Genomic DNA, 25,939 nt, shown 5'->3' on the forward strand with positions numbered 1-25,939 from the left:
GCCGCCCACCGACTGGCTATGGTCGGAACGTGCGACCCCCACCGTCGGAGTCGTGCCACGACCCCGAGGAGCGACCCAGCGTGAACCGGCTCGGTGAGGCAACCAGCCCGTACCTGCAGCAGCATGCCGACAACCCGGTCGACTGGTGGCCGTGGTGCCCGGAGGCGTTCGACGAGGCCCGCCGCCGGGACGTGCCGGTGCTGATCTCGGTCGGGTACGCGGCCTGCCACTGGTGCCACGTGATGGCGCACGAGTCGTTCGAGGACGACGCGGTCGGGCAGTTGATCAACGACAACTTCGTCGCGATCAAAGTGGACCGGGAGGAACGCCCCGACGTGGACGCGGTCTACCTGGCCGCGACCCAGGCGATGACCGGTCAGGGCGGCTGGCCGATGACCGTGTTCGCCACCGCCGACGGCACCCCGTTCTTCTGCGGGACCTACGTCCCGCAGGCGAACTTCGTCCGGCTGCTCCACTCGGTCGGTGCCGCCTGGCGCGACCAGCGCGACGCCGTGCTGCGCCAGGGGGCCGCGGTAGCCGAGGCGGTCGGCGGCGCGCAGGCGGTCGGCGGGGCGACCACGCCGTTGACCGCCGACCTGCTCGACGCCGCCGCGGCGACGCTGGGCAAGGAGTACGACCCGACGCACGGCGGGTTCGGCGGGGCACCGAAGTTCCCCCCGCATCTCAGCCTGCTCTTCCTGCTGCGGCATCATCAACGCACCGGCGCCGCCGACAGCCTGGAGATCGTCCAGCACACCTGCGAGGCGATGGCCCGGGGCGGCATCTACGACCAACTCGCCGGGGGCTTCGCCCGGTACGCGGTGGATGGCACCTGGACGGTGCCGCACTTCGAGAAGATGCTCTACGACAACGCGCTGCTGCTGCGGGTCTACACGCTGCTGTGGCGGCTCACCGGCGACCGGATGGCCGGTCGGATCGCCCGGGAGACGGTCCGCTTCCTCGCCGAGGCGCTCGCCGTACCCGGTGGCGGGTTCGCCTCCGCGTTGGACGCCGACACCGGCGGGGTCGAAGGCGCCAGCTACGTGTGGACGCCGCAGCAGCTGATCGAGGTCCTCGGCGAGGCCGACGGCCGGTGGGCGGCAGACCTGTACGGGGTGACTGGCGACGGCACCTTCGAACACGGCACCAGCGTGCTTCGGTTGGCCCGCGACGTCGACGACACGCCGCCGGAGCAGCTGGACCGGGTCCGGGCGGCGCTGCGGCGGGCCCGGTCGGGCCGGCCGCAGCCGGCCCGCGACGACAAGGCGGTGACCGCCTGGAACGGCCTGGCCGTCACCGCACTGGTCGAGTTCGCCACCGCCACCGACGCCCTGACTGGTGCCGACGCCCCGGCTGGTGCCGCAGCCGGTACCGACGGCGACGTTGAGCTGGCGGCCGAGCTGGCGGTCGCGACCGGGGCGTATCTGGCCCGTACCCACCTGGTCGGCGGGCGGCTGCGCCGGGTCTCCCGGGACGGTCTGGTCGGCGCGCCAGACGGGGTGCTGGAGGACTACGGCTGCCTCGCCGAGGCGTTCTGCGCGCTGCACCAGCTCACCGGGGAACGCCGATGGCTGGATCTCGCCGGCGAGCTGCTGGACGTCGCGTTGGCCCGGTTCGCCGCCGACAACGGCGGCTTCTACGACACCGCCGACGACGCCGAACAACTGGTCGCCCGGCCGGCGGACCCGACCGACAACGCCACCGCGTCCGGGCTGTCGGCCACCGCCGCCGCGCTCACCGGGTACGCGGCGCTGCGCGGCGCCCCGCAGTACCGGGCCGCCGCCGAGGCCGCGCTGGCCACCGTCGCGCCGGTGGTCGCCCGGCATGCCCGGTTCACCGGCTACGCCGCCGCCGTCGGCGAGGCGTTGCTCTCCGGTCCGTACGAGATCGCCGTGGTCACCGAGGACCCGACCGGTGACCCGCTGCTACGGGCGGCGCGGCGGCACGCGCCGCCCGGTGCGGTGGTGGTGGCCGGCCGTCCCGACCAGGCCGGCGTACCGCTGCTGGCGGACCGGCCGATGATCGGCGGGGCGTCGACCGCGTACGTCTGCCGGGGCTTCGTCTGCGACCGGCCGGTCACCTCCGTCGCGGACCTGGTCGCGCAGCTGGGTTAGGCTGTCGCCGCCATGGATACCCGTACCGGACTGCCCGTCGTCGGCATGGTGGGTGGTGGGCAGCTCGCCCGGATGACCCATCAGGCCGCGATCGCGCTCGGCCAGTCGCTGCGTGTGCTGGCCCGTACGCCGGAGGACGGCGCCGCCCTGGTCGCCGCCGACGTGCAGTACGGCGAGCACACCGACCTCGCCGCGCTGCGTACCTTCGCCAAGGGCTGCGACGTCGTCACCTTCGACCACGAGCACGTGCCGGGTGAGCACATCCGGGCGCTGGCCGCCGACGGGGTGCGGATCCACCCGGGGGCCGACGCGCTGCGGTGTGCCCAGGACAAGGCGGTGATGCGGCAGCGGCTGACCGAGCTGGGTGCCCCGGTGCCGCGCTGGCGGCGGATCGGCTCGGTCGACGAGCTGGCCGAGTTCGGCACCGAGGTCGGCTGGCCGGTGGTGGTCAAGACCGCGCGCGGCGGCTACGACGGCCGCGGGGTGTGGTTGCTGGACACGCCGGACGAGCTGGTCGCCGCCGGGCTCGACCCGGCCGGCCCGTCGGCCGACCCGGCAGTGGAGCTGATCGCCGAGGAGCGGGTGAAGCTGGTCCGCGAGCTGGCGGTACAGGTGGCCCGCTCGCCGTTCGGTCAGCTGGCGGTCTACCCGGTGGCGGAGACCGTGCAACGGGACGGCATCTGTGTCGAGGTGCTGGCGCCCGCTCCGGCCCTGCCGCAGTCGCGCGCTCTGGCCGCCCAGCAGCTGGCTATCGACCTGGCCAGCGCGCTCGGCGTGGTCGGGCTGCTGGCGGTGGAGCTGTTCGAGGTGCCCGGTGGCCTGGTGGTCAACGAGCTGGCGATGCGGCCGCACAATTCCGGGCACTGGACCATCGAGGGGGCCCGTACCTCCCAGTTCGAGCAGCATCTGCGGGCGGTCCTGGACTATCCGATGGGTGACACCGGGCTGACCGCCCCGGCGGTGGTGATGGCCAACGTGCTTGGCGGCGCGGATGGCGGGATGGGCATCGACGAGCGGCTGCACCACCTGTTCGCGACCGACCCCGGCGCCAAGGTCCACCTGTACGGCAAACAGGTCCGGCCGGGCCGCAAGATCGGCCACGTGACGGTGCTCGGCGAGGACCTCACCGACGTCCGGAACCGGGCCGCCCGGGCCGCCCGCTGGCTACAGGAGGGCCGATGATCGGCGTCATCATGGGCAGCGACTCGGACTGGCCGACGATGCGAGCCGCCGCCGAGGCCCTCGCCGAGTTCGACGTCGAGCACGAGGTGCGGGTGATCTCGGCGCACCGTACCCCGCACGGCATGCTCGACTATGCCGGCGCCGCCGCCGACCGTGGCCTCCAGGTGATCATCGCCGGGGCGGGCGGCGCGGCGCACCTGCCGGGCATGGTCGCCTCGGCGACCCCGCTGCCGGTGATCGGGGTGCCGGTGCCGTTGAAGCACCTGGACGGGATGGACTCGCTGCTGTCGATCGTGCAGATGCCGGCGGGCGTGCCGGTGGCCACGGTGTCGATCGGTGGCGCCCGCAACGCCGGTCTGCTGGCGGTACGGATCCTCGCCGCCACCGACCCGGGGCTGCGCGCCCGGATGCTCGCCTACCAGCAGGAGCTGGTCGAGCTGGTCGCCGCGAAGGACGCCGCGCTGCAGGCGCAACGCGGCGGCACCACCTAGCCCCAGCCGAGTCGGCCCGGCCGGGTCTCGGCGGCCGGCCTCAGCGCATGCCGCGCAGGGCGCCCCGCACCCGATCCTGGGTCTGCCGGCGCCACTCGCTGCTGGCCCCGAGCGCCAGCAGCACCAGCCCGACCGGGATCAGCACCAGCCACGGACCGAAGAAGGTCAACGCGTGCAACGCGGTCACCGCGCTGACCACCGTACCGACCACCACCGGGGCCTGCTGCTGACTCATCGCCCCGACCAGCAGGGTGCCGACCGCACCGAGCAGCAACAGGACCTGCCGGAAACTGTTCTCCCCCGAGCTGATCACCAGTACCAGGGTGGGCAGGAACGCCGCGGCCAGTGCCGGCCCGTACGCCGTCCAACTGCTGAGGTCCGGCCGGTGCCGCAGCTCGAGGACCCCGACCAGCAGGGCGAGGACGGCGAACGGCAAGGTGTACGCCTCGGTGAGCGCCACGTCGGTGATCCGCATCAGCATCCACCAGGCGGTGATCTCGCAGCCGACCGCCAGCCAGAACAGCACCCGGCGCTCCATCGCACGGCGGCCAGGCCGGGTGGCCGTCACCCCGAGCACCGCACCCCAGGCGGCCAGCAGCCCGGCCAGATGCGCGGCCGAGTTGTACGCCAGGGCCAGCGCGAGCAGCGCGGCCGCGTAGCTGCTCCACTCGACCACCGCCGCCTCGCGTACCGCCTCGGGGTGGCTGAGCCGGGGCAGTCGGGTCGCGGACAACAGCAGGCCGGCACCGACGGCGAGTACGCCGAACGCCGACCAGCTCGGCGGGAAACCGGCGACGAGGCCCATGGTCAGCACGAACATCTGCGCCATCACCGAGGCGAACAGCCAGCCGAGGATCCGGGCCGGCTGGCTGCGTCCGGCGTACGCGGACACCGCTCCGACGCACACCGAGCTGCCCAGCGTGAAGACGGTCAGTTGATCGTTGGCCAGCGCCCCGGCGAGTCCGGCGCCACCGGCGGCGAGGCCGATCAGGAACAGCAGCCGGCGGGCGATGCGCAGCGGCCGGTGCCGCTCGGTGTCCGGCGGCGGTTCGGTCAACGCCAGTCCGACCATGGCGACCGCGAAGACCAGTAGCGCCGCCATGGTGCCCGCCGGCCAGCCGACGCCGAACGACATCGGGGTGATCAGCAGGGTGATCGCCACGCCGGGCAGTACCACCGGAACCGCCTGGCCCGGCTGGCCGGTGTTGAACCCGGTCGCGGCCAGCGCCGCCGCGACGGTGAGCAGCAGCGCCGCGAGCACGTTCGTCGGATCCACGGCGGCGGCCGGCGGGTCGAGCAGCCTGGCCGGTGGCCCCTGCCAGATTGCGGTCAGGGTGCGGTACGGCTCGACCAGTGCGGCGGCCAGCGTCGGCGCCACCGCCGCGACGGCCAGCGCGGTGGGCAGCGCGGCGGCCGCCAACGCTCCCTTGACCGGGCTGATCGCCCACTCCTGGCCGATCTCCAGCGGCCCCGGCTGGCTCCACCGGCCGCCGAGTCCGGACCATCGACGACTCGGCCGGGACAGGTCCACCGGCGGTGGGGTGGCGGCCCGGAGCAGTTCGGCGAGTACGCCGAGCAGTGCGGCTCCGGCGGCGTACATGCCGGTCGGCAGGCTGGTCGGGAGCGAGGCGAGGGCGGTGACCGTCGCGCCGGCGGCCAACCCGACGGTGGCGTACGGCAGGTAGTGCGGGACCCGGCGGCGGACCATGGCCAGCACGGCGACGCCGAGCGCCGAGGCGGCCAACGCCCCGGTCAGCACGATCTCCGTGGTCCAGCCGAGCGCGGCGGCCAGCGCGGCGACCCCTCCGGGCAGTGCCAGCAGCGCGGCCCCGGTCGCCGCGCCACCGATCTTCGCCAGGTGCGCCGGCATCGACTCCCGGTCGGGGACGGGCGGCCCGGTACCTGCCTGGTCGGCCTGGTCGGCGTGAGCAGATCGATCGGCCAGCGTCACGGTGGCGACGACCCGGGCGAGTACCGCCACCACCACGCACGTCAGTACCACGACACCGAGCGCGGCGGCGGTGGTCCACGGACGGACCAGGCTGGCACCGATGGCGTACAGGGCGACCGCCACGGCGACGCCGGCCCGGGCGGTGGCGGCCTGTGGATCGTTGGCGGCCACCGAGACGATCCCGTACCCGATCGCGACCAGGCAGCCGACCACGATCGGCGACCACCAGGGCAGGCCGAGCGCCGCCGGGGTGCCGACGGTGGCGAGCGCGACCAGCACGCCGGCGGCGTGGAACGACCAGGGTCGGGGCAGCGCGACGGCGGCGGCCAGCGCGAGCAGCACCAGGGCCAGCGGCACCTGCCAAGAGTTGGCGGCGACCTCGGTGGACCAGGCGGTCAGGTCCGCCTGCCAGAGCTGGCCCGGAGTGGCCAGTGCCTGGACGCCGCCGGCGACCGCCGTGTAGCCGGCGAGGGCGGCGATGACCCCACCGCTGACCGCGGTGCCGAGGACCGGTCCGCGTCGCCAGTGTTCGGGCAGGGCGCGTACGGCGACCGCCACCAGCAGGGTCAGCGCCGCGCTGGCCACCAGTTCGGTGCCGGGTACTACGATCGCGCTGACCCTGGCCAGCGTGCCGACCAGCGCGGCGGTGGCCGCCGCCGCGGCGTAGTCGGGGCCGTCGAGCAGCCGGTCCGCCCGCCGGCCGGCGTCGATCGAAGGCGCCATGAGCAGCAGCCCCGCGGCGACCAGCAGTCCGACGGCGACCCACACGTCGGCGATGGCCGCCCCGGGCGAGCCGAACGCCGCGGCGGTGACCGCGAGCGCCCCCAGCCCGGTGCCGATGGTCAACGGTCGGGGGATCTGCCGTTCCGCCACCTGCGCCAGCGTCGAGTAGCCGAGCGTGCCGCAGACCGCGAGGAAACCGGCGGCCAGGATCGGGGCGGTCGTCTCCTGGACGGCCAGTGCGGTCGGCCCCGGCGGCGGCACCAGAGCGGTGACGAACGCCGCCACCCCACCGGGCAGGGCGAACGCGGCCCCGCCGGCGGCCCAACCCCCGACCGCGTCCCCGGCGGGCCGGCGGCGTACCTCCGGCAGCGTCCCGGCTACGGCGATCAGTACGCCGGCGGCGGCCAGCACCAGCAGGGCGGCAGCGGTGGAGCCGGGTCGGGCCAGCGCAGCGCCCGCACCGGCGGTGCCGAGCACCGCCGCGCAGATCACGTGCACCCGGGCGGCCCGGGTGGTGTCGGTGAGGAAACCGGTGCCGGCCACCGCGACGGCGGCGAGCACCGGCAGCCACGGTGCGGCGTACCAGGGCAGGGCGAAGGACGCCGGTACGGCCAGCGCGGTCAGCGTCACGCCGACGACGGTCGCCTCGCGACGCCAGTCGACGGGCATGGCGACCGCCGCCGCGATGGTGATCAGCAGCGCGGCCAGGGCGAGCTGCCAGTCGGCGGGCCCGGCGTAGTCCACCAGGCTCTGCTGGTACCCGGCCAGGTCGGCCTGCCAGGCGGGTAACGCGGCGCGGACCGGTGCCAGCGCCGCCCGCAGCGCACCACCGGCGACGAGTACGCCGAGCACGGTCAACGCGGCCGCCGCCGCGAGCTGCGGGCCACGGCGGACCTGCTCCGGCAGGGCCCGTACGCCGATCCCGGCGACGGCGACCACGGCAGCGATCAACAACAGCGCCGGGCCCGGCAGGGCGACCGCCGCGACCCGGCTGGCCGCGCCGATGACTGCCAGGGCGAACACGCCGGCGGCCAGGTCCGGCAACGGCGGGTGGCCCAGGGTGAAGCCGCCGACGAGCCCGACCCCGGCGGCGATCAGCAGCACCGCCGCCGCGACCAGCGTGGCGGGCACCGTGTCGGCGCGCAGCACCGCCACCACAGCGAACAGCAGCGCGGCGGTGACGGCCAGCCCGTGCATGGTCCAGATCAGGTCGCGTAGCCAGAGGACGGCCGCCGTGGGTGCCGGCGGCAGCCAGCCCGGCTGTCGGCCACCGTCGCCGCCACCGGGAGGCTCGCCCTCGACGACGGCGTCGGCCTCCTCCGGCGCGCTCTCCGGCCGGTCGGAGCCGGTGCCGGACGGTGCCGGCCCGCTGGCCCGGTCGCCGGGCCGGTTGCCGCCGTCCGGTCCGGCCGGTGCGTCCGGCCGGGGTCGTGCCACCGTTGGCGGCCCGGACCGCCAGCTGGCGCCGAGCTTTCCGGAGCCGCTCAGCAGCCGGACCAGCAGCAGGTCGAGCACGGCGACCGCGGCGAGCGCCGACGCCCACCCGGCCGGCCCTCGGATCAGGTCCTGACCGAGCAGCGGCACGACCGGCTGGATCGCGAGCACCATGCCGTACCGGGGCAGCCGCAGCCCGGTCGTGGCGGCGTATCCGGCGGCGACCAGCGCGGTGACGGCGAAGGTGAGGCCGGCGAACGCCGACGGGCTGACCGGGCCGGCCCGGACGGCGTCGGTCGCCCAGATCGCGTAGCCGTCGATCGGGACTAGGACCAGCGCCACGGCGGCGATCGTCTCCGCGGTGGAGGTGAGCCCGCGGGCGGCGACCGCGGGCGGGGCCGCGAGCAGCAGTAGCGTGCCGGCGAACAGCACGCTCAGCCGGGTGACGTCGGGCAACGCGCTGTTGGCGACGGCGGCGAACACCACCACCGCCATCAACGCGCCGAGGCCGAGCAGGACGTTCTGGATCGACTGGGCGGACGCCTCCGGTCGGGTGCCGTCCGACGACAGGACCTGGGTTGGATCGTCGTCACCGGCGGCCGGCGGGTAGCCGGGCGGGCCGGAGGCGGGACGCTCAGAGCCCGGTGGTGGCCCGGTCGGTGGCGCGTCGTCGTCGGCGGCTAGGTTGGGACTCTGCCGGGGGAACTTCGGCGGGGCGGTACCCTGGTCGGCGGTCGGCGGTCGACGCCCGGCCCGGCGGCGGACCGAGACCCGGGGCCCCGGGCCACGCCGACCGGCGGCACCGCCGGTGGACAGGATGTCCCGCTGGAAGATCGCCGCCTGCAGATCGCTGGCCATCTGCTTCTGCTCTTTGGCCAGCGCGAGTTCGCGGGCCTTCATCTCAGCGATGGACCGCTCGATGCGGGCCAGGTCCTCAGCGAACTGCGGCTGCTCGGCACCGCACCGCGGGCAGGTCGCCGCCGCCGGCACGGTTCGCCCGCACGAGGCGCAGCGGTACGGCGTACTCATGGCACCCTCCTCCACGCCCGGACCACACTGTGGACCACTTCCTACGAAGCATGCCTAAACCAAGCAACTGTTGAACAGCCCCAGGCGGCGTGGAGATCGGAGAAAAACCGGTCGTGGGTCCGTCACGGCCCCACAACCGGCCGGTTCGGCGCGGGCGGTGCCGGGCTCAGGGGCGGCCCATACCGCGGTACTGCCAGCCGGCGCCGGTCCACAACGTCGAATCGAGGCAGTTCCGGCCGTCGATCACCCGTCGGCCGGCGACCAGCTCACCCAACGCCACCGGGTCGGCGTTACGGAAGTCGGCCCACTCGGTCAGGACGCAGACCAGGTCGGCGTCGCGGACCGCGTCGACCATCGACGGTACGTAGGTCAGGTCCGGCTGGGCCCGCCGGGCGTTCTCCGTGCCTTCGGGGTCGAAGACCCGCACCTGCGCGCCGGTCTTGGCCAGCATCGCAGCCACCGCGAGCGACGGCGCGTCGCGGACGTCGTCGGAGTTGGGTTTGAAGGTCGCCCCGAGCACCGCCACCGTCGTGCCGGACAGATCCGGCCCGGCCGGCCCGGACCAGCGGCCCAGCAGCTCGGCCGCCAGCTGCACCACCCGGGACCGTCGCCGCTGGTTGATCAGATCCACCTCGTGCAGGAACCGCAACGCCTCACCCGCGCCGAGCTCCTGCGCCCGCGCCTGGAACGCCCGGATGTCCTTCGGCAGACAGCCACCACCGAACCCGACCCCGGCTTGCAGGAACCGGTTGCCGATCCGCGGGTCGTAGCCGATCGCCCGGGCCAACTGGGTGACGTCGCCGCCGGCCACCTCACACACCTCGGCCATCGCGTTGATGAACGAGATCTTCGTGGCCAGAAACGCGTTCGCCGCGACCTTCACCAGCTCGGCGGTGGCGAAGTCGGTCACTACCAACGGCACCTCCCGGTCCTCGGTGGCGGCCAGGTCGAACACCCCTTTGTGTGCGGCGTACAGCATGCCGTTGGCCCACTCGCTGCGTACCCCGACCACGATCCGGTTCGGCCGCAGCACGTCCTCGACGGCAAAGCCCTCCTGCAGGAACTCCGGACTCCACGCCACCTCGACGCTCAGGTCGGCCGAGGCGTGCTTGCCGACCAGTTGCTCGATCCACTCGGCGGTGCCGACCGGCACGGTGGACTTGCCGACGATCAACGCCTTACGGGTCAGGTGTTGGGCCAGGCCGGTGACCGCCGCCTCGACGTAGGACAGGTCCGCGCCCATCGCGCCGGCCCGCTGCGGGGTGCCCACACAGATGAAGTGCACGTCGCCGAAATCGGCGGCGGCGGCCATGTCCGTGGTGAACCGCAACCGCCCGGCGGCCAGGCTCCGCTTGAGCAACTCGTCCAGACCCGGCTCGTGGAAGGGCACCTCACCTGCGGACAGCTTGGCGATCTTGTCGGCGTCGACGTCGTAGCCGATCACCTCGTAGCCGAGTTCGGCGAAGCAGATGGCGTAGGTCGCGCCGAGGTAGCCGGTGCCGAGGAAGGTCAGGCGCGGGCGGGGGGCGCCGGACGGCGGGGTCACCGCCGCGATGGCCGGGACGGGCTGGATGTTCGGGTACGGGATGGTCACGCCTTGATTCTCCGCTCGCGCTGGCGGCGCTGTGGTCGCGTCGCACTCGGTGGTCCGGTGCCGGGGGGCTCGACACCAATCATCGTGGTTTTGACGTTCGCGGCATACCGCTTCCGTGGGGACCGACCCGGCTGAGAGCCGCCGATCGGCTGCCCGGCAGACGATAGTCCGTATGTCTGGGTGGGGGCGACCGACGTCGGCGTTACTCGCCGGTATCCTCGCACTCGAGCAGGATATCGAGGGAACACTCCAGGCGAGGGAGGGCGTGATGACGTCCGGGCCGGCGTTCGATGTCTATCAGTTACCAGAGGAGCACACGGCGATCCGGGAAGCGGTTCGGGAGGTGTGCGACGCGAAGGTCGCCCCCAACGCCGCCGAGGCCGACGAGACCGCACAGTTTCCCACCGCGTCCTACGACGCGTTACGGGCGGCGGACTTCCACGCCCCGCACGTCCCGGAGCAGTACGGCGGGGCGGGTGCCGACGCCCTCGCCACCGCGATCGTCATCGAGGAGGTCGCGCGGGCCTGCGCATCCTCATCGTTGATCCCGGCGGTCAACAAGCTCGGCACGATGCCGTTGTTGCTGGCCGGCTCGGAGCAGTTGAAGGAGCGCTATCTGCGGCCGGTGGCGTCCGGGGCGGCGATGTTCTCGTACTGCCTGTCCGAGCCGGAGGCGGGCAGCGACGCGGCGTCGATGACCACCCGCGCGGTGCGCGACGGCGACCACTGGGTGCTCACCGGGGTGAAGCGGTGGATCACCAACGCCGGTGTCTCGGAGTACTACACGGTCTTCGCGGTCACCGAGCCGGGTGCCCGGTCACGGGGGATCTCCGCGTTCGTCGTGGAGAAGTCCGACCCCGGGGTGAGTTTCGGCGCACCGGAGAAGAAACTCGGCATCAAGGGGTCACCGACCTGCGAGGTCTACCTGGACAATGTCCGGATTCCGGCGGACCGGATGATCGGCGAGCCGGGCACCGGGTTTGCCACCGCGATGCGCACCCTGGACCACACCCGGGTGACGATCGCCGCCCAGGCCGTCGGCATCGCGCAGGGCGCGCTCGACTTCGCCCGCGGGTACGTGCGGGAGCGCCAGCAGTTCGGCAAGCCGATCGCCGACTTCCAGGGCGTCCAGTTCATGATCGCGGAGATGGGCATGAAGCTGGAGGCGGCCCGGCAGATCACCTACGCCGCCGCCGCCCGGTCGGAGCGCGCCGACGCCGACCTGACCTTCTTCGGGGCGGCGGCGAAGTGTTTCGCCTCCGACGCGGCCATGGAGATCACCACCGACGCGGTGCAACTGCTCGGCGGGTACGGCTACACCCGGGACTACCCGGTCGAGCGGATGATGCGGGACGCCAAGATCACTCAGATCTATGAGGGCACGAACCAGGTGCAGCGGATCGTGATGGCGCGTCAGCTGCTGACGCCCTGACCTGACCTGAGGCCGGACCTGAGGTTCCGGGTCCGGCCTCAGCTCGGGGACTTCCCGGCATCGCCGGGACGGGCCGGCAGCACCGTCGTGGTCTCGTCGGCCTGGTCGATCCGCTCCGTCTGGTCCGACTGGCTGATCTGGGTGGTCTCGTCCGGGTCGGTGGTGGTCGGCTGGCTGATTCGGGTGGTCTCGTCCGGGTCGGTGCCGGTCCCCGCCGGACGGGGCGGTGCGAACGCCGCCGCCTGGGGCAGTACGACGGTCGGATCGTCTCGCCGGTGCCCCGGTGGGGTCAGCCGCATCGTGTCGTGCTCCGAGTCGGTCCCGGCACCCGTCGCCGATCGGGCTGGCCGCAGCGGCGGGTTGGCGGCAGCCGGGAACGCGATGGTCCGAGCCGGATCGCCGGTCGGCGGCTGGGCCGACCACGGCGACGGTCCGGCGTCGCCGCCGTATCCGCCCGGGTCGCCGTACCCGCCGGGGCCGGGCAGTGGGGCGGTCCGCGTCACGTCCTGCGGTGGTGGTCCGCCGGCATACAGCGCCACCGTCCGCTCACCCCGCCAACGACGCGGGCTGAACACGGTGGCCAACAACGGGACGGCCAGTACCACGGCGAGCCCTTCGGCCGGCGCCGTGAGGACGAAGTCCGTGCCGAGCAGCCGGCGCGGCATCGTGTCGTAGAACCCCACGATGTCGACGGTGGCCCACACCGACACTGCGACGAACGACGCCCCGGCCAGCACCGGCCCGACCGGGGACAAACGGGGTAGCAGCAACAGTGCGTACGACACCCCGCAGACCGCGAGCGCGGCCAACCCGATGAACACGTCGAGCGGTGGTTCGCTGTACGCGTCCCGTCGGGCCAGCGCGTACTCGCTCAGGCCGAGCCCGGCGATGAACCAGATCACCGGTGCGAGGAGCAGGGACAGGATCAGCGAGCCCAGGTGCCGCATCTGACCTCCTCGCGGGGATGGTGCCTTCCGGCACGGTACCCGCCGGTCGCAACGTCACCGACGATGGTCGGTGGGTCAACTCAGCGGATCAACCGACTGGACCGGGGGATGCGCCGGGCCGGCCGTAGCCCGTCGCCGTCGGGTCGAACGTCTTTGGCCGGCGCGGCCAGTGTCGACTTCGTCTTCGTGGTCAACGACGCCGGCCGGCCTGCGTCGGCCCGGTCCGGGCCGGCCGGCGCGCCGGCGGATTCGTCCGACGTCGTGGTGCTGCCGCCCGGCAGTGACCAGAGCGACGGATCGAACTCGCCGAGCGGCCGGACCGGCAACGGCTCCGCCGCCGTCGCATCGGAGCCGGCCTTGTCGCCGGAGGTGCTGTTCGCCGCGGGCCGGGACCGCCACCGCTGCCGGCTCAGCACCGCGGTGCTGAGCAGCACCCCGAGTAACGCGAGAGTGCCGTTCTCCACCGGCTGCAGCAGTACCACCGGTTCACCGAGGAGCCGCCACGGCGTACCGATACCGATCAGGTCGCGGGCACCGAACGGGTCGACGAACATCGCGACGTACGGGGTGGCCAGGGCCAGCCCGGCGGTGAGTGGACCGAGCGGGGAGAACCGTAGCGTGCCCAGCAGCCCGAGCAGCAGCCCGGCGGCGAACACGAACGCGGCCGGTGCCAGCAGGGTCGCCGTGTGGTAAGTGTCGTCGGTCACCCAGCCGGCGATGGTGCGGGCCGATGTCGTCTGGCCGACCGCGATCAGCACCCAGCACAGCGGTGCCACGGCCAGGCCGCTGAGGAGGCTCCAGAGATGACGCATGGGCAAACCGTACCGTTTCGGGCGGGGATGCTTGAGTCAGGGCGCAACGGGCGGCGAACTTTTTCCGGACACTTTGGTATCCGTCGCAGCCTGTGCCCGTTGCGCTACCTGCCGACGACAGCTTGTGTTCCCGGCACGCTCCGTTGCGCCCCGGTTGGCAGGACAATCGATCAGCGGCACCGCCGCCGGCGGCGCGCGACGTGAGCGAGGATGGAAGTGGACGGCCACACGCGGTCCGGCGACGCGGCCGTGACCCGGGGAGGAGTGTCAGTCGTGAGCGAGGTGCTGTGGTGCCCACCGGCGGACGTGCGGCAACGGACCCGGATCGGCGGATACCTGGCGTGGCTGGAGCGCACCAGCGGGCTGCGGTTCGCCGACTACCAGCAGATGTGGCAGTGGTCGGTCGACGACCTGGCCGGGTTCTGGGGGTCGATCTGGGACTACTTCGAGGTGGTCGGCCATCAGCCGGCAGAGCAGGTGCTCGCCGACCGGCGGATGCCCGGCGCGCGGTGGTTCCCCGGTGCCCGGCTCAACTACGCCGAGCACGTTCTGCGCGCCCCCGGGCTGGCCGAGGACGCCCCGGTGGTGATCGCGCACAGCCAGACCCGAGCGCCGGTCACCCTCACCGTCGGGCAACTGCGCGACGAGGTCCGCCGGGTGCGGGCCGGGCTGCGGCGGCTCGGGGTGGGGCCGGGGGACCGAGTTGCGGCGTACGCGCCGAACATCCCCGAGACGTACGTGCTGATGCTGGCCACCGCCAGCCTGGGCGGGATCTTCTCGTCGTGCGCGCCGGAGTTCGGCACTCGCAGCGTCACCGACCGCTGGCAGCAGATCGAGCCGACGGTGCTGGTCGCGGTCGACGGCTACCGGTACGGCGACAAGGCGGTCGACCGCCGCGCCGAGGTGGCAGCGATCGCGGACGCGTTGCCGTCGGCGCGGCACCGGGTGCTCATCCCGTACCTGTCGGCTGAGCCGTCGGACGCCCCGTCGTGGGCCACCTCGACCTGGGAGGCGCTCGCCGCGCCGACCGACGAGCCGTTGGCGTTCGACGCGGTGCCGTTCGATCAGCCGCTGTACGTGCTCTACTCGTCGGGCACCACCGGGCTGCCCAAGCCGATCGTGCACCGGCACGGCGGCATCCTGCTGGAGCATCTGAAGATGCTGGCGTTGCATCACGATCTGGGGCCGGGGGACCGGTTTTTCTGGTACACCACCACCGGCTGGATGATGTGGAACTACCTTGCCTCCGGGCCGGCGGTGGGTGCGGCCATCGTGCTGTTCGACGGCAACCCGGCGGTGAGCGCCGCCCCGGGCGGCCCGGCCAGCCCGGACCTGGGCACCCTGTGGCGACTGGCCGCCGAGACCGGCGCCACCTACTTCGGCACCTCGGCGCCGTTCCTGCTGGCCTGCCGTAAGGAGAAGCTGGTGCCCCGCCAGATCGCCGACCTGTCCCGGCTGCGCGGGGTCGGCTCGACCGGGGCGCCGCTGCCGGCCGAGGGTTTCACCTGGGTGTACCGGTCGGTCGGCGAGGATCTGCAGTTGACGTCGCTGTCCGGCGGCACCGACGTGTGCACCGGGTTCGTGGGCGGCGTACCACTGTTGCCGGTGCGGGCCGGGGAGATTGCCTGCCGGTGTCTGGGCGCGCGGGTCGAGGCCCGGGCCGCCGACGGCCGGACGGTGGTCGGTGAGCTGGGCGAGCTGGTTATCACCGAGCCGATGCCGAGCATGCCGGTCGGGTTCTGGAACGACCCGGACGGCAGCCGTTACCGGCAGGCGTACTTCGACCGGTACCCGGGGATCTGGTGCCACGGTGACTGGATCACCGTCGCCGAGGACGGGAGCTGCGCGATCACCGGCCGTTCGGACGCCACCCTGAACCGGGGCGGGGTGCGGTTGGGCACCGCCGAGTTCTACTCGGTGGTGGAGGCGTTGCCGGAGGTCGCCGACTCGCTGGTGGTTCACCTGGAGGATCCGCAGGGCGGGGCGGGGGAGCTGCTGCTGTTCGTGGCATTGCGGGCCGGGGTCGGGCTGGACGACGCGCTGCGTACCCGGATCGTGCGTGAGCTGCGCTCGGCGCTGTCACCGCGGCACGTGCCGGACGGGATTCATCAGGTCGCGGCCGTGCCCCGGACGCTGTCCGGCAAGAAGCTGGAGGTGCCGGTGAAGAAGATCCTCACCGGCGTGCCTGCCGGGCAGGCGGCGGCGGCCGGGGCGTTGACCGATCCGGCGGCGTTGGCGCCGTTCATCCGGTTCGCCCAGGACCGGGAAGCGTCGGTGGGTTGACCGATTCCGCCGGGATGGCAACGCGGCGTCAGCGCAGCGCGTCTCACAGGCGTGGGTGTCTACTTCCGTTTGAAGATCACCGACACGCTCGGCGTCCGGGTCGAGGGGGCGCACGCCTTCAACCCGTTGGCCGGGATCACCCGGACGTTCTGGTACCGGCTGCCGACTGACTGGGTGGTGGACGGCGCGGTGCCGCGGCAGCGGCGCGAGATGCTGGTCGACCGGCTGTATGGCCCGGGCTGGCGGGACGGCAATCCGGACGGGTCCCGGTACATCATCCTCGGCGTGCAGGAGAAGCTGCTCAGCGACGGTGAGGCGGCGGGCAAGCCGTGGCTGGCCGATCGGGCCGGGTTCTACGTGTGCGCGCCGGACGGCGAACTGCGGGAAGTGGTGCCCCGCGAACTCTGACCGGCCCCGATCGTCCGGCGGTGCCGACGACGACCACTCAGGCCAGGACCAGATCGACCTTTTCGCTGTCCACCCGCCCGTCGAGTCGCTGCCGGTCGAGGTTGCGGCAGAGCACCATGGTCGCCTCGGCGGCCAGCGGCGCCAGCAGCCAGTCGGTCGGGTCCGGGTACCGGTCGCAGTCGACCAGGACCCGGGCCCCGGCCCCGATGCCCAGCTCCGCGCCGCGCCGGCGGGCCCGGCCAGCCAGCTCCGGGTCCTGTCGGTCGACCGCCGGGTACGGGGTGAAATGGTCGCCGTGGCCGCGTACCTCGGTGATGTAGTCGGTCCAGCCGGGCGGCAGTTCCCGGGCGGGTGCCGCCATCGGGGCGAGGCTGAGCAGGTAGCGCTCGCCGGCGGGCCGCCGATCGACCTCGGGCACCGCCGGCGGGCTGGCGAAGAGCACTTCCGCAGCCGGGGTGCCGGGCCCGGCGGCCGGGGCGGTCCGTACCACCAGCGCGGCTGACCAGCAACCGAGCAGGACGCCGGCGGTCTGCCAATGGGCCGGCAACGCGACGTCGGCGTGGTCGCCGGCGGCCGCGCCGGCCCCGTCCACCACCAGGTTGGCGGTCTTGGCCACCCAGTTGGCCAGCGTCGCACCGGACAGCTCGGCCCGGTCGCCGGTCGCGTCGTCGTACCAGGTGAGCAGGGGCCGTGTCGGGTCCGCAGCGACGGCGACCGCGAGCAGCCCGGCCAGGTTGTTGGTCATCGGGGCTGAGCGTAGCGCCGTCACTGTACGTACACGCTGTCACCGGGTGGTCTCGCCCCGCTGATCGTTGGCGGCGCGGTTCGCCGCGCCGCGTTTTCGGTCGCGTCGTCGACACGGCGGACGGCGTCGGGCGGCGTAGTCTTGGCACACGTGTCGTTCTTCACAACCCTCCACCACCCCCTTAGAGGAGTTGCCCAGTGACCGCCGGTCGACCGCCCCGCGTACTCATCGACGCCACGAGCGTGCCCACCGACCGCGGTGGCGTCGGTCGATACGTTGACGGCCTGCTGGGGGCCCTCGGTGCGCTCATCGGCAGCGGCGTCGAGCTCTCCGTCGTAGCGCTGCGTACAGATGTCGAGCGGTACACCCGGATGTTGCCGGCCGCCGACGTGATCGCTGCGCCGGCCGCCGTCGCGCATCGCCCGGCCCGGCTGGCCTGGGAGCAGACCGGGTTGCCGCTGCTCGCCCAGCAGACCGGTGCTGACGTGCTGCACTCGCCGTACTACACCTGTCCGATGCGGGCTGGATGTCCGATAACGGTAACTGTGCACGATGCGACGTTCTTCACCGAACCGGAGCACTACGACAAGTCGCGGCGAACCTTCTTCCGCAGCGCGATCAGGACCTCGCTGCGCCGGGCCAGTCGGGTGATCGTGCCCAGCAAGGCCAGCCGTGACGAGTTGATCCGGCTGCTCAACGCCGACCAGGCCCGGATCGACGTGGCCTACCACGGCGTCGACTGCGGCGCCTTCCACGTGCCCAGCGACGAAGAGAAGGCCCGGGTACGGGCCCGGCTCGGGCTGACCGGCACCGACTACATCGCGTTCCTCGGTGCCAAGGAGCCGCGTAAGAACGTGCCCAACCTGATCCGGGGTTGGGTTCGCGCGGTGCAGGACCGGCCCGAGCCGCCCGCGCTCGTGGTCGCCGGCGGGCAGGGCCACGACGACGAGATCGACCGTGCCGTCACCGACGTCCCCGCCCACCTGCGGCTGCTGCGTCCCGGCTACCTGCGCTACGCCGACCTGCCCGGTTTCCTCGGCGGTGCCCTCGTCGCCGCCTACCCGTCCTACGGGGAGGGCTTCGGCCTGCCGATCCTGGAGGCGATGGCCTGCGGTACTCCGGTGCTGACCACGCCCCGGCTGTCGCTGCCCGAGGTCGGCGGTGACGCGGTCGCCTACACCAGCGAGGATCCGGACCGGATCGCCGCCGACCTGGTGGCGTTGCTCGACGACGAGTCCCGCCGGCACGCGTTGGCCAAGGCCGGGGTGGACCGGGCCAAGGAGTTCACCTGGGCATCCAGCGCCGAGGTGCACGTGGCGGCGTGGAGCCGGGCCGCCAGCATGAACCGGGTCGCCTGGTGACCCGACCACTACCTACCGGTACGGGTAGGTTTCCGCCATCTCGTCGGGTGGCGTGCCCGTGCCGGGCATGATGTGCTGATGCTCTTCGCCGTTATTCCGGCGGGTGGCAGCGGCACCCGACTGTGGCCGCTGTCCCGCGCCGGTAACCCTAAATTCCTGCACCCCCTCACCGGCACCACCGCCTCACTGCTGCAGGCGACCGTCGCACGGCTGGCGCCGCTGACCGATCCGGAACGGATACTGGTGGTGACCGGTGCGGCGCACGCCGCAGCGGTCGCCCGGCAGTTGGCGACGGTGCCGGAGGAGAACGTGCTCGTCGAGCCGTCGCCCCGGGACTCCTGCGCGGCGATCGCCCTCGCCGCCGCGGTCGTCGCCCGGCGTGAACCCCAGGGCGTGATGGGTTCGTTCGCGGCCGACCATCTGATCGGCGACACCGACCGGTTCGTGGAGACGATTCGTCAGGCGGTGGACGGAGCCCGTACCGGCCTGCTGATGACCGTCGGTGTCACCCCCACCCGGCCGGAGACCGGCTACGGCTACCTGGCCTGCGGCGACACCATCGGTTCCGGGCCGGTCCGCCGGGTCGAGCAGTTCACCGAGAAGCCAGGGCTGGCGGTTGCCGAGAAGTACCTGCGCTCCGGCCGGCATCTCTGGAACGCCAGCATGTTCGTCTGGCGGGTCGACGTGTTCCTCACCGAGTTGGCCCGCCAACAGCCCGAGCTGCACTCCGGCCTGACCCGGATCGCGGCCAGGTGGGACAGCCCCGACCGGGACGAGGTGCTCGGCGAGATCTGGCCGACACTGCCCCGCATCTCCGTCGACTACGCGGTGATGGAGGGCGCGGCCGCCGCCGGGCGGGTCGGCACCGTCCCCGGCGACTTCGGCTGGAACGACGTCGGGGACTTCCACACCCTCGGCGACGTGCTGCCCGCCGATCCGGACGGCAACGTCGTCCTCGGCGCCTCGGCGGCCGAGGAGAAGCCGGGGGTGCTGCTGCGGGACAGCAGCGGCCTGGTGGTGGTGCCGCACTCCAACCGGCTGGTCGCGGCGCTCGGCGTACGGGACCTGATCGTGGTGGACACCCCGGACGCGGTAATGGTCTGCCCGCGCGATCGGGCGCAGGACGTCAAGCGGCTGGTGGACGCGCTCAAGGAGCGCGGCGAGGACGGCTACGTGTAGGCCACCGGGTCCGTCACGGCGGCGCGACGAGCCCGAGTGCGACGACGGTACCGTCGGGGCCGGCGACGGTCCCTAGCTCGGCGCTGGCGACCCCGTCGGCCGCCAGCGCCGCCCGTAGCCGGTGCAGGTCGGCGCCGAAGCGCACCAGGTCCGGCGGCGTATCGCCAGGCGGCCGGCAGCGCAGCAACACCGGGTACGCTGCGTCGGCCGGCAGACCGTCGGTCGCGGTCCGCTGATCGTCGGCGTCGGCCAGTTCGAAGCGGGTGCCGGGTGCCACCACCTCGGACACCAGCCGGACCGCTCGGGCCACGGTCTCGCCGTCGACCGGACGGCGATCGTCGACTCCGACGGCCGGAGCACCCGCCGGTCCGGCCGGGGCCGCTACCGGCCCGGCCGGTGGCAGGGTCGCCGCCGCGAGCAGCCCGGCCCGCCGGGCCTCCGCCGTACCCAGCGTGAACAGGTCCTGACCTGGTTCGCGGATCAGTGGGCGCACGCCCGGCCCGTCGGGACCGGCCGGCCCCGCCGGCGGGGCCGGCCGCCACGGATAGCCGCGGACCACCGCCACCGGCACCTGCTCCGACTTGCCCTTCACCAGGTCCCCGGCAGCGGCCATCTCGTCGACCACCGCCATCTGGGTCAGCCGTAGCTCGTTGCCGTACCGGTCGGTCTGGCCGCAGTAGTCGCGCACCGGGTCGATGCCGGCGGCCCCGAGCGCGACGTCGGTCAGGCCGTTGCGCCACGGCCGTCCCATGGTGTCCGACACGACGACCGCCAGATCGAGCCCCAGCCGGGCGTGCAACCCGGCCCGCAGTTGTCGGGCCGACCGGTCCGGGTCGACCGGTAACAGCACCAGCTGGGTGGGAGCCACGTTCGAGTTGTCGATCCCGGCGGCCGCCATCACGAACCCGTGCCGGGTGCGGACGATTCGGGTCGCCCCACGCCGCGCCACCACCTCGACGGTCTCGGCGGCCAGTACCTCGTCGCGGACCCGGCTGCGGTCCGGATCGTCGGCCGGCAGGTCCGCCAGCCGGCCCTCGGCCTTGGAGACAATCTTGCTGGTCACCACGAGGACGTCGCCGTCGCGCAGCCACGGCGCGGCGTCCCCGATCAGCGCCGCCAGGTCGTCACCGGGGAGCACCTCGCCGATCCCGGTGACCGGCAGGATCTCCAGCCTCATCCGGTCACCCCGGTCGGCCGACCGGCCAGTTCGATCGCGGCGCCGACCATCGCGGCCGTCGCCGCCTCGTCGGACATCCACAGCGGTACGGCCCGCACCTCGATCCCGTCCACCCGGGTGGCCTCGTCCACCGGGTCGACCAGCCAGCCGTCCAACAGCCCACCGGCGCGCCGGGCACCGTAGAGCGCCGCCACACCCGCCGCCGTGCACGGTTCGCCCAGCACCGCGAGACACCGGTCGGCCATGCCGCGTACCGGTGCGTCGCCGATGATCGGCGACGCACCGACCACCGGGGCCGGGTTGCCGGCGAGTGCCTCGCGGATCCCGGGTACGGCGAGTACCGGTGCGATGCTCACCACCGGGTTGCTCGGTGCGATCAGCACGACGTCGGCGGCGGCCAGTGCGTCCAGTACGCCGGCAGCCGGCTTGGCCTGTGCCGCGCCGACGAAGACGAACCGGTGGGTGGGCAGCGCGCCCCGATGGCGTACCCACCATTCCTGGAAATGGATGGCCCGCTCGCCGCCGGCATCGGGCCCCGGCCCCGACTCCGAGCCCGGCCCCGACTCCGGGTCCGAGACGACGACGTGGGTCTCCAGCCGGTCGTCGGTGGCCGGCAGCAGCCGCACCCCCGGCCGCCAGCGGGCGCAGAGCGCCTCGGTGACCGCCGACAGCGGATAGCCGGCGTTGAGCATGGTGGTGCGGACCAGATGGGTGGCGACGTCCCGGTCACCGAGCCCGAACCAGGTGGGTTCCGCCTGGTACGCGGCCAGCTCGTTCTTCACCGCCCAGGTCTCGCCGACCCGGCCCCAGCCACGCTCCGGATCCGCGCCGCCGCCGAGTGTGTACATCACGCTGTCCAGGTCCGGGCTGATCCGCAACCCGTGCAGGATCACGTCGTCACCGACGTTGACCACGGCAGTCAGCTCGGCTTCGGTGCGTCGGGCGTACTCTCGCGCGCCGACCAGGAACTTCGCGCCGCCGATCCCGCCGGTCAGTACCACGATCCGCATGCCGTCCATCCTCGTCCATCGGCGGAGCACTACGCTCACCGGCATCGACCGCCGCCACCTGCGAGCACCGGGAGAAACGCGTGACCACCCAACCAGAGGCTGGGCCCGGCGACCGGCCGCCAGCCAGAGATCTCACCATGCCGCTGCGGGAGCTCGCCGCCGCCGTCCTGCTCGGTGCCACCGCAGTGTTCCTGTTCACCGCGTTGCTGGACCTGCTCGTGCCGTACCGGCTCGGCTTCGGGCCGGGGTTCGCCCGCCGCTCGGCGGACAGTTTCGGCAGCTTCGTCAACCTGGCCACGGTCAGCTTCCCATTGCTGGCGGTGCTGCTCGCCACGCACCTCACCCCGGAGCTGGGCCGGGCTCGGCTGATGACCCTGGTCGCCCTCGTCGAGTACGCGGTCGCTGCGGTGTTCGGTGGTCTGTTCGGGCTGCTGGTCGGCTTCGTCGTGCTGGTCGACGACACCATCCGCGGCGGCTTTCAGGCGCTGCTGACCCGGGCGGCGTGGCTGGCGGTGCTCGGCGTCGCCGGGTACGCGCTGTGGCGGATCTGGCAGGGGCGCTACCAGGTGGTGCCACCGAAGCCGCCGGCACCGGACGGCTACGGCCCACCGCCCAGCTACGGCCCAGCAGGGCAGTACGGCCAGCCCGGTCCGTACGGCCCACCGCCGCCCGGCTACGGCCAGCCGGGTCAGTACGGCCAGCCGGGCCCGTACCACCCGTACCACCAGCCCGGTCAGCCCGGACCGGCGTACCCGCCACCGCCACCACCGCAGAGCGGCCCGCATCCGATGTACGCGCCGCCTGCGCCGACGGCGCCGTCTTCCGGGCCGCCGGCTCCGCCCGGGGACAAGCCAGGGCCGGCTGGGAACGAGCCCGCTCCGCAGGAGCCGGGACCGGACGGGCCGACCCAGCGAATCTCCTAAGTGGCTCCGGTCGTCGGCGGCTCAGCTCCGGTCGCCGGTGACCGCTGTGGCGAGCGCCACCGGCCGGCGCAAGCCCGAGGGCCTAGTCTGCACTGGTGGCCGAGCACACCGAATCCGTCGTCGCCCGGGTGACCGGGGCCGCCCCGGCGGGACAGCCCACCACCGCAAGTGTCCGGCGGGCGCTGCGTCGTGCCGCGACCGGCCGCAGTCTCGACTTGGACGAGGCGGTCGCGCTGCTGGCCGCCACCGAAGACGAGTTCGACGAACTGCTCGACCTCGCCGGTTCGCTGCGCGACGCGGGGCTACGGGACGCCGGCCGGCCGGGCGTGATCACGTACTCGCGGAAGGTCTTCGTCCCGTTGACCCGGCTCTGCCGGGACCGCTGCCACTACTGCACCTTCGCCACCGTGCCCGGCCGGCTGCCCGCCGCGTACCTGGACCGCGACGAGGTGCTGGCGATCGCCCGAGCCGGTGCCGCGCAGGGCTGCAAGGAGGCGTTGTTCACCCTCGGCGACCGGCCCGAGGACCGCTGGCCGGCGGCCCGGCGGTGGCTGGACGAGCGGGGCTACGACTCCACCGTCGACTATCTGCGGGCCTGCGCGATCGCCGTACTGGAGGAGACCGGTCTGCTGCCGCACCTCAACCCGGGGGTGCTGAGCTGGGCCGAGCTGCAACGGCTCAAGCCGGTGGCGCCCAGCATGGGGATGATGCTGGAGACCACCGCGACCCGGCTGTGGTCCGAGCCGGGCGGCCCGCACCACGGCTCGCCGGACAAGGAACCGGCGGTGCGGCTGCGGGCGATCGCCGACGCCGGTCGGGTCGGCGTGCCGTACACCACCGGCCTGCTGATCGGCATCGGCGAAACTCCCCGGGAACGGGTCGAGTCGCTGTTCGCGATCCGGTCGGCGGCCCGCGAGTACGGTCACATCCAGGAGGTGATCCTGCAGAACTTTCGTGCCAAGCCGGACACGGCGATGCGTGGCATGCCGGACGCCGAACTGCGTGACCTGGCCGCGACGGTGGCCGTCGGCCGCCTCCTGCTCGGGCCGGGTGCCCGCATCCAGGCCCCGCCGAACCTGGTCGAGGGGGAGTACGCGCTGCTGCTGCGGGCCGGCATCGACGACTGGGGCGGGGTGTCGCCGGTGACTCCGGACCACGTCAACCCGGAGCGGCCCTGGCCGCAGATCGACGAGCTGACCCGGCGTACTGCCGCCGCCGGGTTCACCCTGCGGGAACGGCTGACCGTCTACCCCGAGTATGTGCGGCGCGGCGAGGCGTGGCTGGACCCCCGGCTGGCCGCGCACGTGTCGGCGCTCGCCGAGCCGGGCACCGGTCTGGCCGACGAGTCGGCGATGCCGGTCGGCCGCCCCTGGCAGGAGCCGGAGGAGCTGTTCGCCCCGGTCGGCCGGACCGATCTGCACACCACGATCGACACCACTGGGCGGACCGGGGACCGGCGGGGCGACTTCGACCGGGTGTACGGCGACTGGGCCGAGGTCGCCGGCCGGATCAGCGTACCGACCGGTGCCGGCACCAACGGCGACGGCGCTGGCGACGCGAATCTGCGGGCCGGGCTGCGGCTGGCCGCCGACGATCCGGCGGCGCTGCTGCAACCACGGCACACCGACGCGGCGCTCGCCCTGTTCAACGCCGATGGCGCGGCGCTGGACCAGGTCTGCCGGATCGCCGACGAGGTACGCCGGGACACCGTCGGCGACGACGTCACCTACGTGGTCAACCGCAACATCAACTTCTCCAACGTCTGCTACGTCGGCTGCCGATTCTGCGCGTTCGCCCAGCGGGAACGGGACGCCGACGCGTTCCGGCTCTCCGCCGAGCAGGTGGCGGACCGGGCCGAGGAGGCGTGGCGGGCCGGTGCCTCCGAGGTCTGCATGCAGGGCGGCATCGATCCCAAGCTGCCGGTGACCGCGTACGCCGAGTTGGTCCGGGCGGTCAAACGACGGGTGCCGCAGCTGCATGTGCACGCCTTCTCCCCGATGGAGATCGTCACCGCCGCCGCGAAGGCGGGCATGCCGGTCCGGGACTGGCTGCTGATGCTGCGCGAGGCGGGACTGGACACCATCCCGGGAACTGCGGCGGAGATCCTCGACGACGACGTGCGGTGGGTGCTGACCAAGGGCAAACTGCCGGCCGCCACCTGGGTCGAGGTGGTGACCACCGCGCACGAGCTGGGGCTGCGGTCCAGCTCGACGATGATGTACGGGCACGTGGACCATCCCGGTCAGTGGCTGGCGCATTTCCGGGTGCTGGCCGGGGTGCAGGACCGCACCGGCGGCTTCACCGAGTTCGTCGCGTTGCCATTTGTGCACACTAACGCGCCGATCTACCTCGCCGGGCTGGCCCGGCCGGGGCCGACATGGCGGGAGAACCGAGCCGTGCACGCCATGGCCCGGCTGTTGCTGCACGGCCGGGTACACAACATCCAGTGCTCCTGGGTGAAGCTCGGCGACGAGGGCACCGTCGCGATGCTGCGCGGCGGGTGCAACGATCTCGGCGGGACGCTGATGGAGGAGACGATCTCGCGGATGGCCGGGTCGGCCAACGGCTCGGCGCGTACCGAAGCGCAGCTGCAGTCGATCGCGGCCGCCGCCGGCCGTCCAGCGGTCCGCCGGTCCACCGCGTACCAGCGCTGACGGCCGGCCGGCGCACTGCGGTGGCGTACCCGACAAAAGTCGATTCGCGGATGATCGAACCCACCGGCGTCGTCGGCCGTATGGATAGGTGCCGGCGACTGCGGGTGACGGATGGGCCGCGCCGGCTCTGGTCCCATCGCGACAGTGGGTCACCCCCTGACCCACCAGAAGGGTTGTCCATGAGAACTCGCCAGCGAAACCGACCGAAGTTCAAGATCTCCCGCCGCCAGGTGCTGACCGTGGCGGCGAGCGCGGGTGTCGGCGCGGCCGCAGTCAGCGTCAGCGGCCTGTCGTCGGCCGTGGACAGCCGGCTCGCCGGAGCTGCCTCGGAGGACGAGGCGATCGTCGTCCATCTACGGGATCCGTCCAACGGCACGCTGGACGTCTTCGTCGGCACGTCGCGGATCGAGGTACGGGACAAGGGTCTTGCCGCCCGGTTGCAGCGCGCCGCCAGCCAGGGCTGATTACGCCATACGGGCACGTTTCACCT

General features: G+C 73.1%; 18 protein-coding genes. 11 read left to right on the forward strand and 7 right to left on the reverse strand.

The annotated features are described in order from the left end of the window. The first annotated feature begins 80 nt into the window (after window positions 1-80). The 3 genes from ACFHWU_RS10535 to purE are packed head-to-tail and all read left to right on the forward strand — an operon-like array spanning window position 81 to window position 3,787. Window positions 81-2,114, forward strand: a complete 2,034-nt coding sequence (locus ACFHWU_RS10535; protein ID WP_416590414.1) for a thioredoxin domain-containing protein — start codon at window positions 81-83, stop codon at window positions 2,112-2,114. 12 nt (window positions 2,115-2,126) lie between these two features. Further along, window positions 2,127-3,296: a 5-(carboxyamino)imidazole ribonucleotide synthase gene (locus ACFHWU_RS10540; RefSeq protein ID WP_416590392.1), complete on the forward strand. Its 1,170-nt coding sequence runs from the start codon at window positions 2,127-2,129 to the stop codon at window positions 3,294-3,296. Further along, window positions 3,293-3,787 carry a 5-(carboxyamino)imidazole ribonucleotide mutase gene (gene purE / locus ACFHWU_RS10545; protein ID WP_416556031.1) on the forward strand — a complete coding sequence of 165 codons (495 nt, stop codon included), beginning with the start codon at window positions 3,293-3,295 and terminating at the stop codon, window positions 3,785-3,787. The genes ACFHWU_RS10540 and purE overlap by 4 nt, the downstream gene beginning before the upstream one ends. A gap of 40 nt (window positions 3,788-3,827) precedes the next feature. Here purE and ACFHWU_RS10550 read toward each other — a convergent pair whose 3' ends face one another. Further along, complete coding sequence (locus ACFHWU_RS10550; RefSeq protein ID WP_416590393.1) at window positions 3,828-8,924, reverse strand: SCO7613 C-terminal domain-containing membrane protein; 5,097 nt, start codon at window positions 8,922-8,924, stop codon at window positions 3,828-3,830. A gap of 166 nt (window positions 8,925-9,090) precedes the next feature. Further along, on the reverse strand, window positions 9,091-10,518 hold the full coding sequence (locus tag ACFHWU_RS10555) for a UDP-glucose dehydrogenase family protein (RefSeq protein WP_416567452.1): 1,428 nt from the start codon (window positions 10,516-10,518) through the stop codon (window positions 9,091-9,093). A gap of 268 nt (window positions 10,519-10,786) precedes the next feature. Here ACFHWU_RS10555 and ACFHWU_RS10560 point away from each other — a divergent pair, with 268 nt between their 5' ends. Beyond that, window positions 10,787-11,950, forward strand: a complete 1,164-nt coding sequence (locus tag ACFHWU_RS10560; protein WP_416556037.1) for an acyl-CoA dehydrogenase family protein — start codon at window positions 10,787-10,789, stop codon at window positions 11,948-11,950. A gap of 38 nt (window positions 11,951-11,988) precedes the next feature. On the opposite strand, the gene ACFHWU_RS10565 is transcribed toward ACFHWU_RS10560, so the two are convergent. Further along, a complete protein-coding gene (locus tag ACFHWU_RS10565) occupies window positions 11,989-12,897 on the reverse strand; it encodes a hypothetical protein (RefSeq protein WP_416590394.1) in 909 nt (302 codons plus the stop codon). Window positions 12,898-12,977: 80 nt separating this feature from the next. Further along, complete coding sequence (locus ACFHWU_RS10570; protein WP_416590395.1) at window positions 12,978-13,709, reverse strand: hypothetical protein; 732 nt, start codon at window positions 13,707-13,709, stop codon at window positions 12,978-12,980. A gap of 273 nt (window positions 13,710-13,982) precedes the next feature. On the opposite strand from ACFHWU_RS10570, the gene ACFHWU_RS10575 reads away from it, so the two are divergent. After that, entirely contained in the window at window positions 13,983-15,992 is a 2,010-nt protein-coding gene (locus tag ACFHWU_RS10575; RefSeq protein ID WP_416590396.1) for an acetoacetate--CoA ligase, read from the forward strand. A 69-nt stretch (window positions 15,993-16,061) separates the two neighbouring features. Beyond that, on the forward strand, window positions 16,062-16,400 hold the full coding sequence (locus tag ACFHWU_RS10580; protein ID WP_416567454.1) for a hypothetical protein: 339 nt from the start codon (window positions 16,062-16,064) through the stop codon (window positions 16,398-16,400). A gap of 37 nt (window positions 16,401-16,437) precedes the next feature. Here the strand turns inward: ACFHWU_RS10580 and ACFHWU_RS10585 are convergent, their stop codons facing one another. Next, window positions 16,438-17,145 carry a TIGR03089 family protein gene (locus ACFHWU_RS10585; RefSeq protein WP_416590397.1) on the reverse strand — a complete coding sequence of 236 codons (708 nt, stop codon included), beginning with the start codon at window positions 17,143-17,145 and terminating at the stop codon, window positions 16,438-16,440. Between the two features lie 197 nt (window positions 17,146-17,342). On the opposite strand from ACFHWU_RS10585, the gene ACFHWU_RS10590 reads away from it, so the two are divergent. After that, on the forward strand, window positions 17,343-18,506 hold the full coding sequence (locus tag ACFHWU_RS10590; RefSeq protein WP_416590398.1) for a glycosyltransferase family 4 protein: 1,164 nt from the start codon (window positions 17,343-17,345) through the stop codon (window positions 18,504-18,506). Window positions 18,507-18,584: 78 nt separating this feature from the next. Further along, window positions 18,585-19,685 carry a mannose-1-phosphate guanylyltransferase gene (locus tag ACFHWU_RS10595; protein ID WP_416556049.1) on the forward strand — a complete coding sequence of 367 codons (1,101 nt, stop codon included), beginning with the start codon at window positions 18,585-18,587 and terminating at the stop codon, window positions 19,683-19,685. Between the two features lie 13 nt (window positions 19,686-19,698). On the opposite strand, the gene ACFHWU_RS10600 is transcribed toward ACFHWU_RS10595, so the two are convergent. Beyond that, entirely contained in the window at window positions 19,699-20,862 is a 1,164-nt protein-coding gene (locus tag ACFHWU_RS10600) for a coenzyme F420-0:L-glutamate ligase (RefSeq protein ID WP_416556051.1), read from the reverse strand. Continuing rightward, window positions 20,859-21,872 carry a 2-phospho-L-lactate transferase gene (gene cofD / locus ACFHWU_RS10605; RefSeq protein ID WP_416590399.1) on the reverse strand — a complete coding sequence of 338 codons (1,014 nt, stop codon included), beginning with the start codon at window positions 21,870-21,872 and terminating at the stop codon, window positions 20,859-20,861. Before cofD ends, ACFHWU_RS10600 begins: the two co-directional genes overlap by 4 nt. Before the next feature lie 80 nt (window positions 21,873-21,952). Here cofD and ACFHWU_RS10610 point away from each other — a divergent pair, with 80 nt between their 5' ends. From ACFHWU_RS10610 to ACFHWU_RS10620, 3 genes are all read left to right on the forward strand, one after another. Continuing rightward, window positions 21,953-22,795, forward strand: a complete 843-nt coding sequence (locus ACFHWU_RS10610; RefSeq protein WP_416590400.1) for a hypothetical protein — start codon at window positions 21,953-21,955, stop codon at window positions 22,793-22,795. A gap of 128 nt (window positions 22,796-22,923) precedes the next feature. Then, a complete protein-coding gene (locus ACFHWU_RS10615) occupies window positions 22,924-25,449 on the forward strand; it encodes a bifunctional FO biosynthesis protein CofGH (RefSeq protein ID WP_416590416.1) in 2,526 nt (841 codons plus the stop codon). A gap of 179 nt (window positions 25,450-25,628) precedes the next feature. Continuing rightward, window positions 25,629-25,913: a hypothetical protein gene (locus ACFHWU_RS10620; RefSeq protein ID WP_416590401.1), complete on the forward strand. Its 285-nt coding sequence runs from the start codon at window positions 25,629-25,631 to the stop codon at window positions 25,911-25,913. Window positions 25,914-25,939 lie beyond the last annotated feature (26 nt).

This window comes from Micromonospora sp. LOL_015 (assembly GCF_048060275.1).
GTDB lineage: Bacteria > Actinomycetota > Actinomycetes > Mycobacteriales > Micromonosporaceae > Micromonospora_E.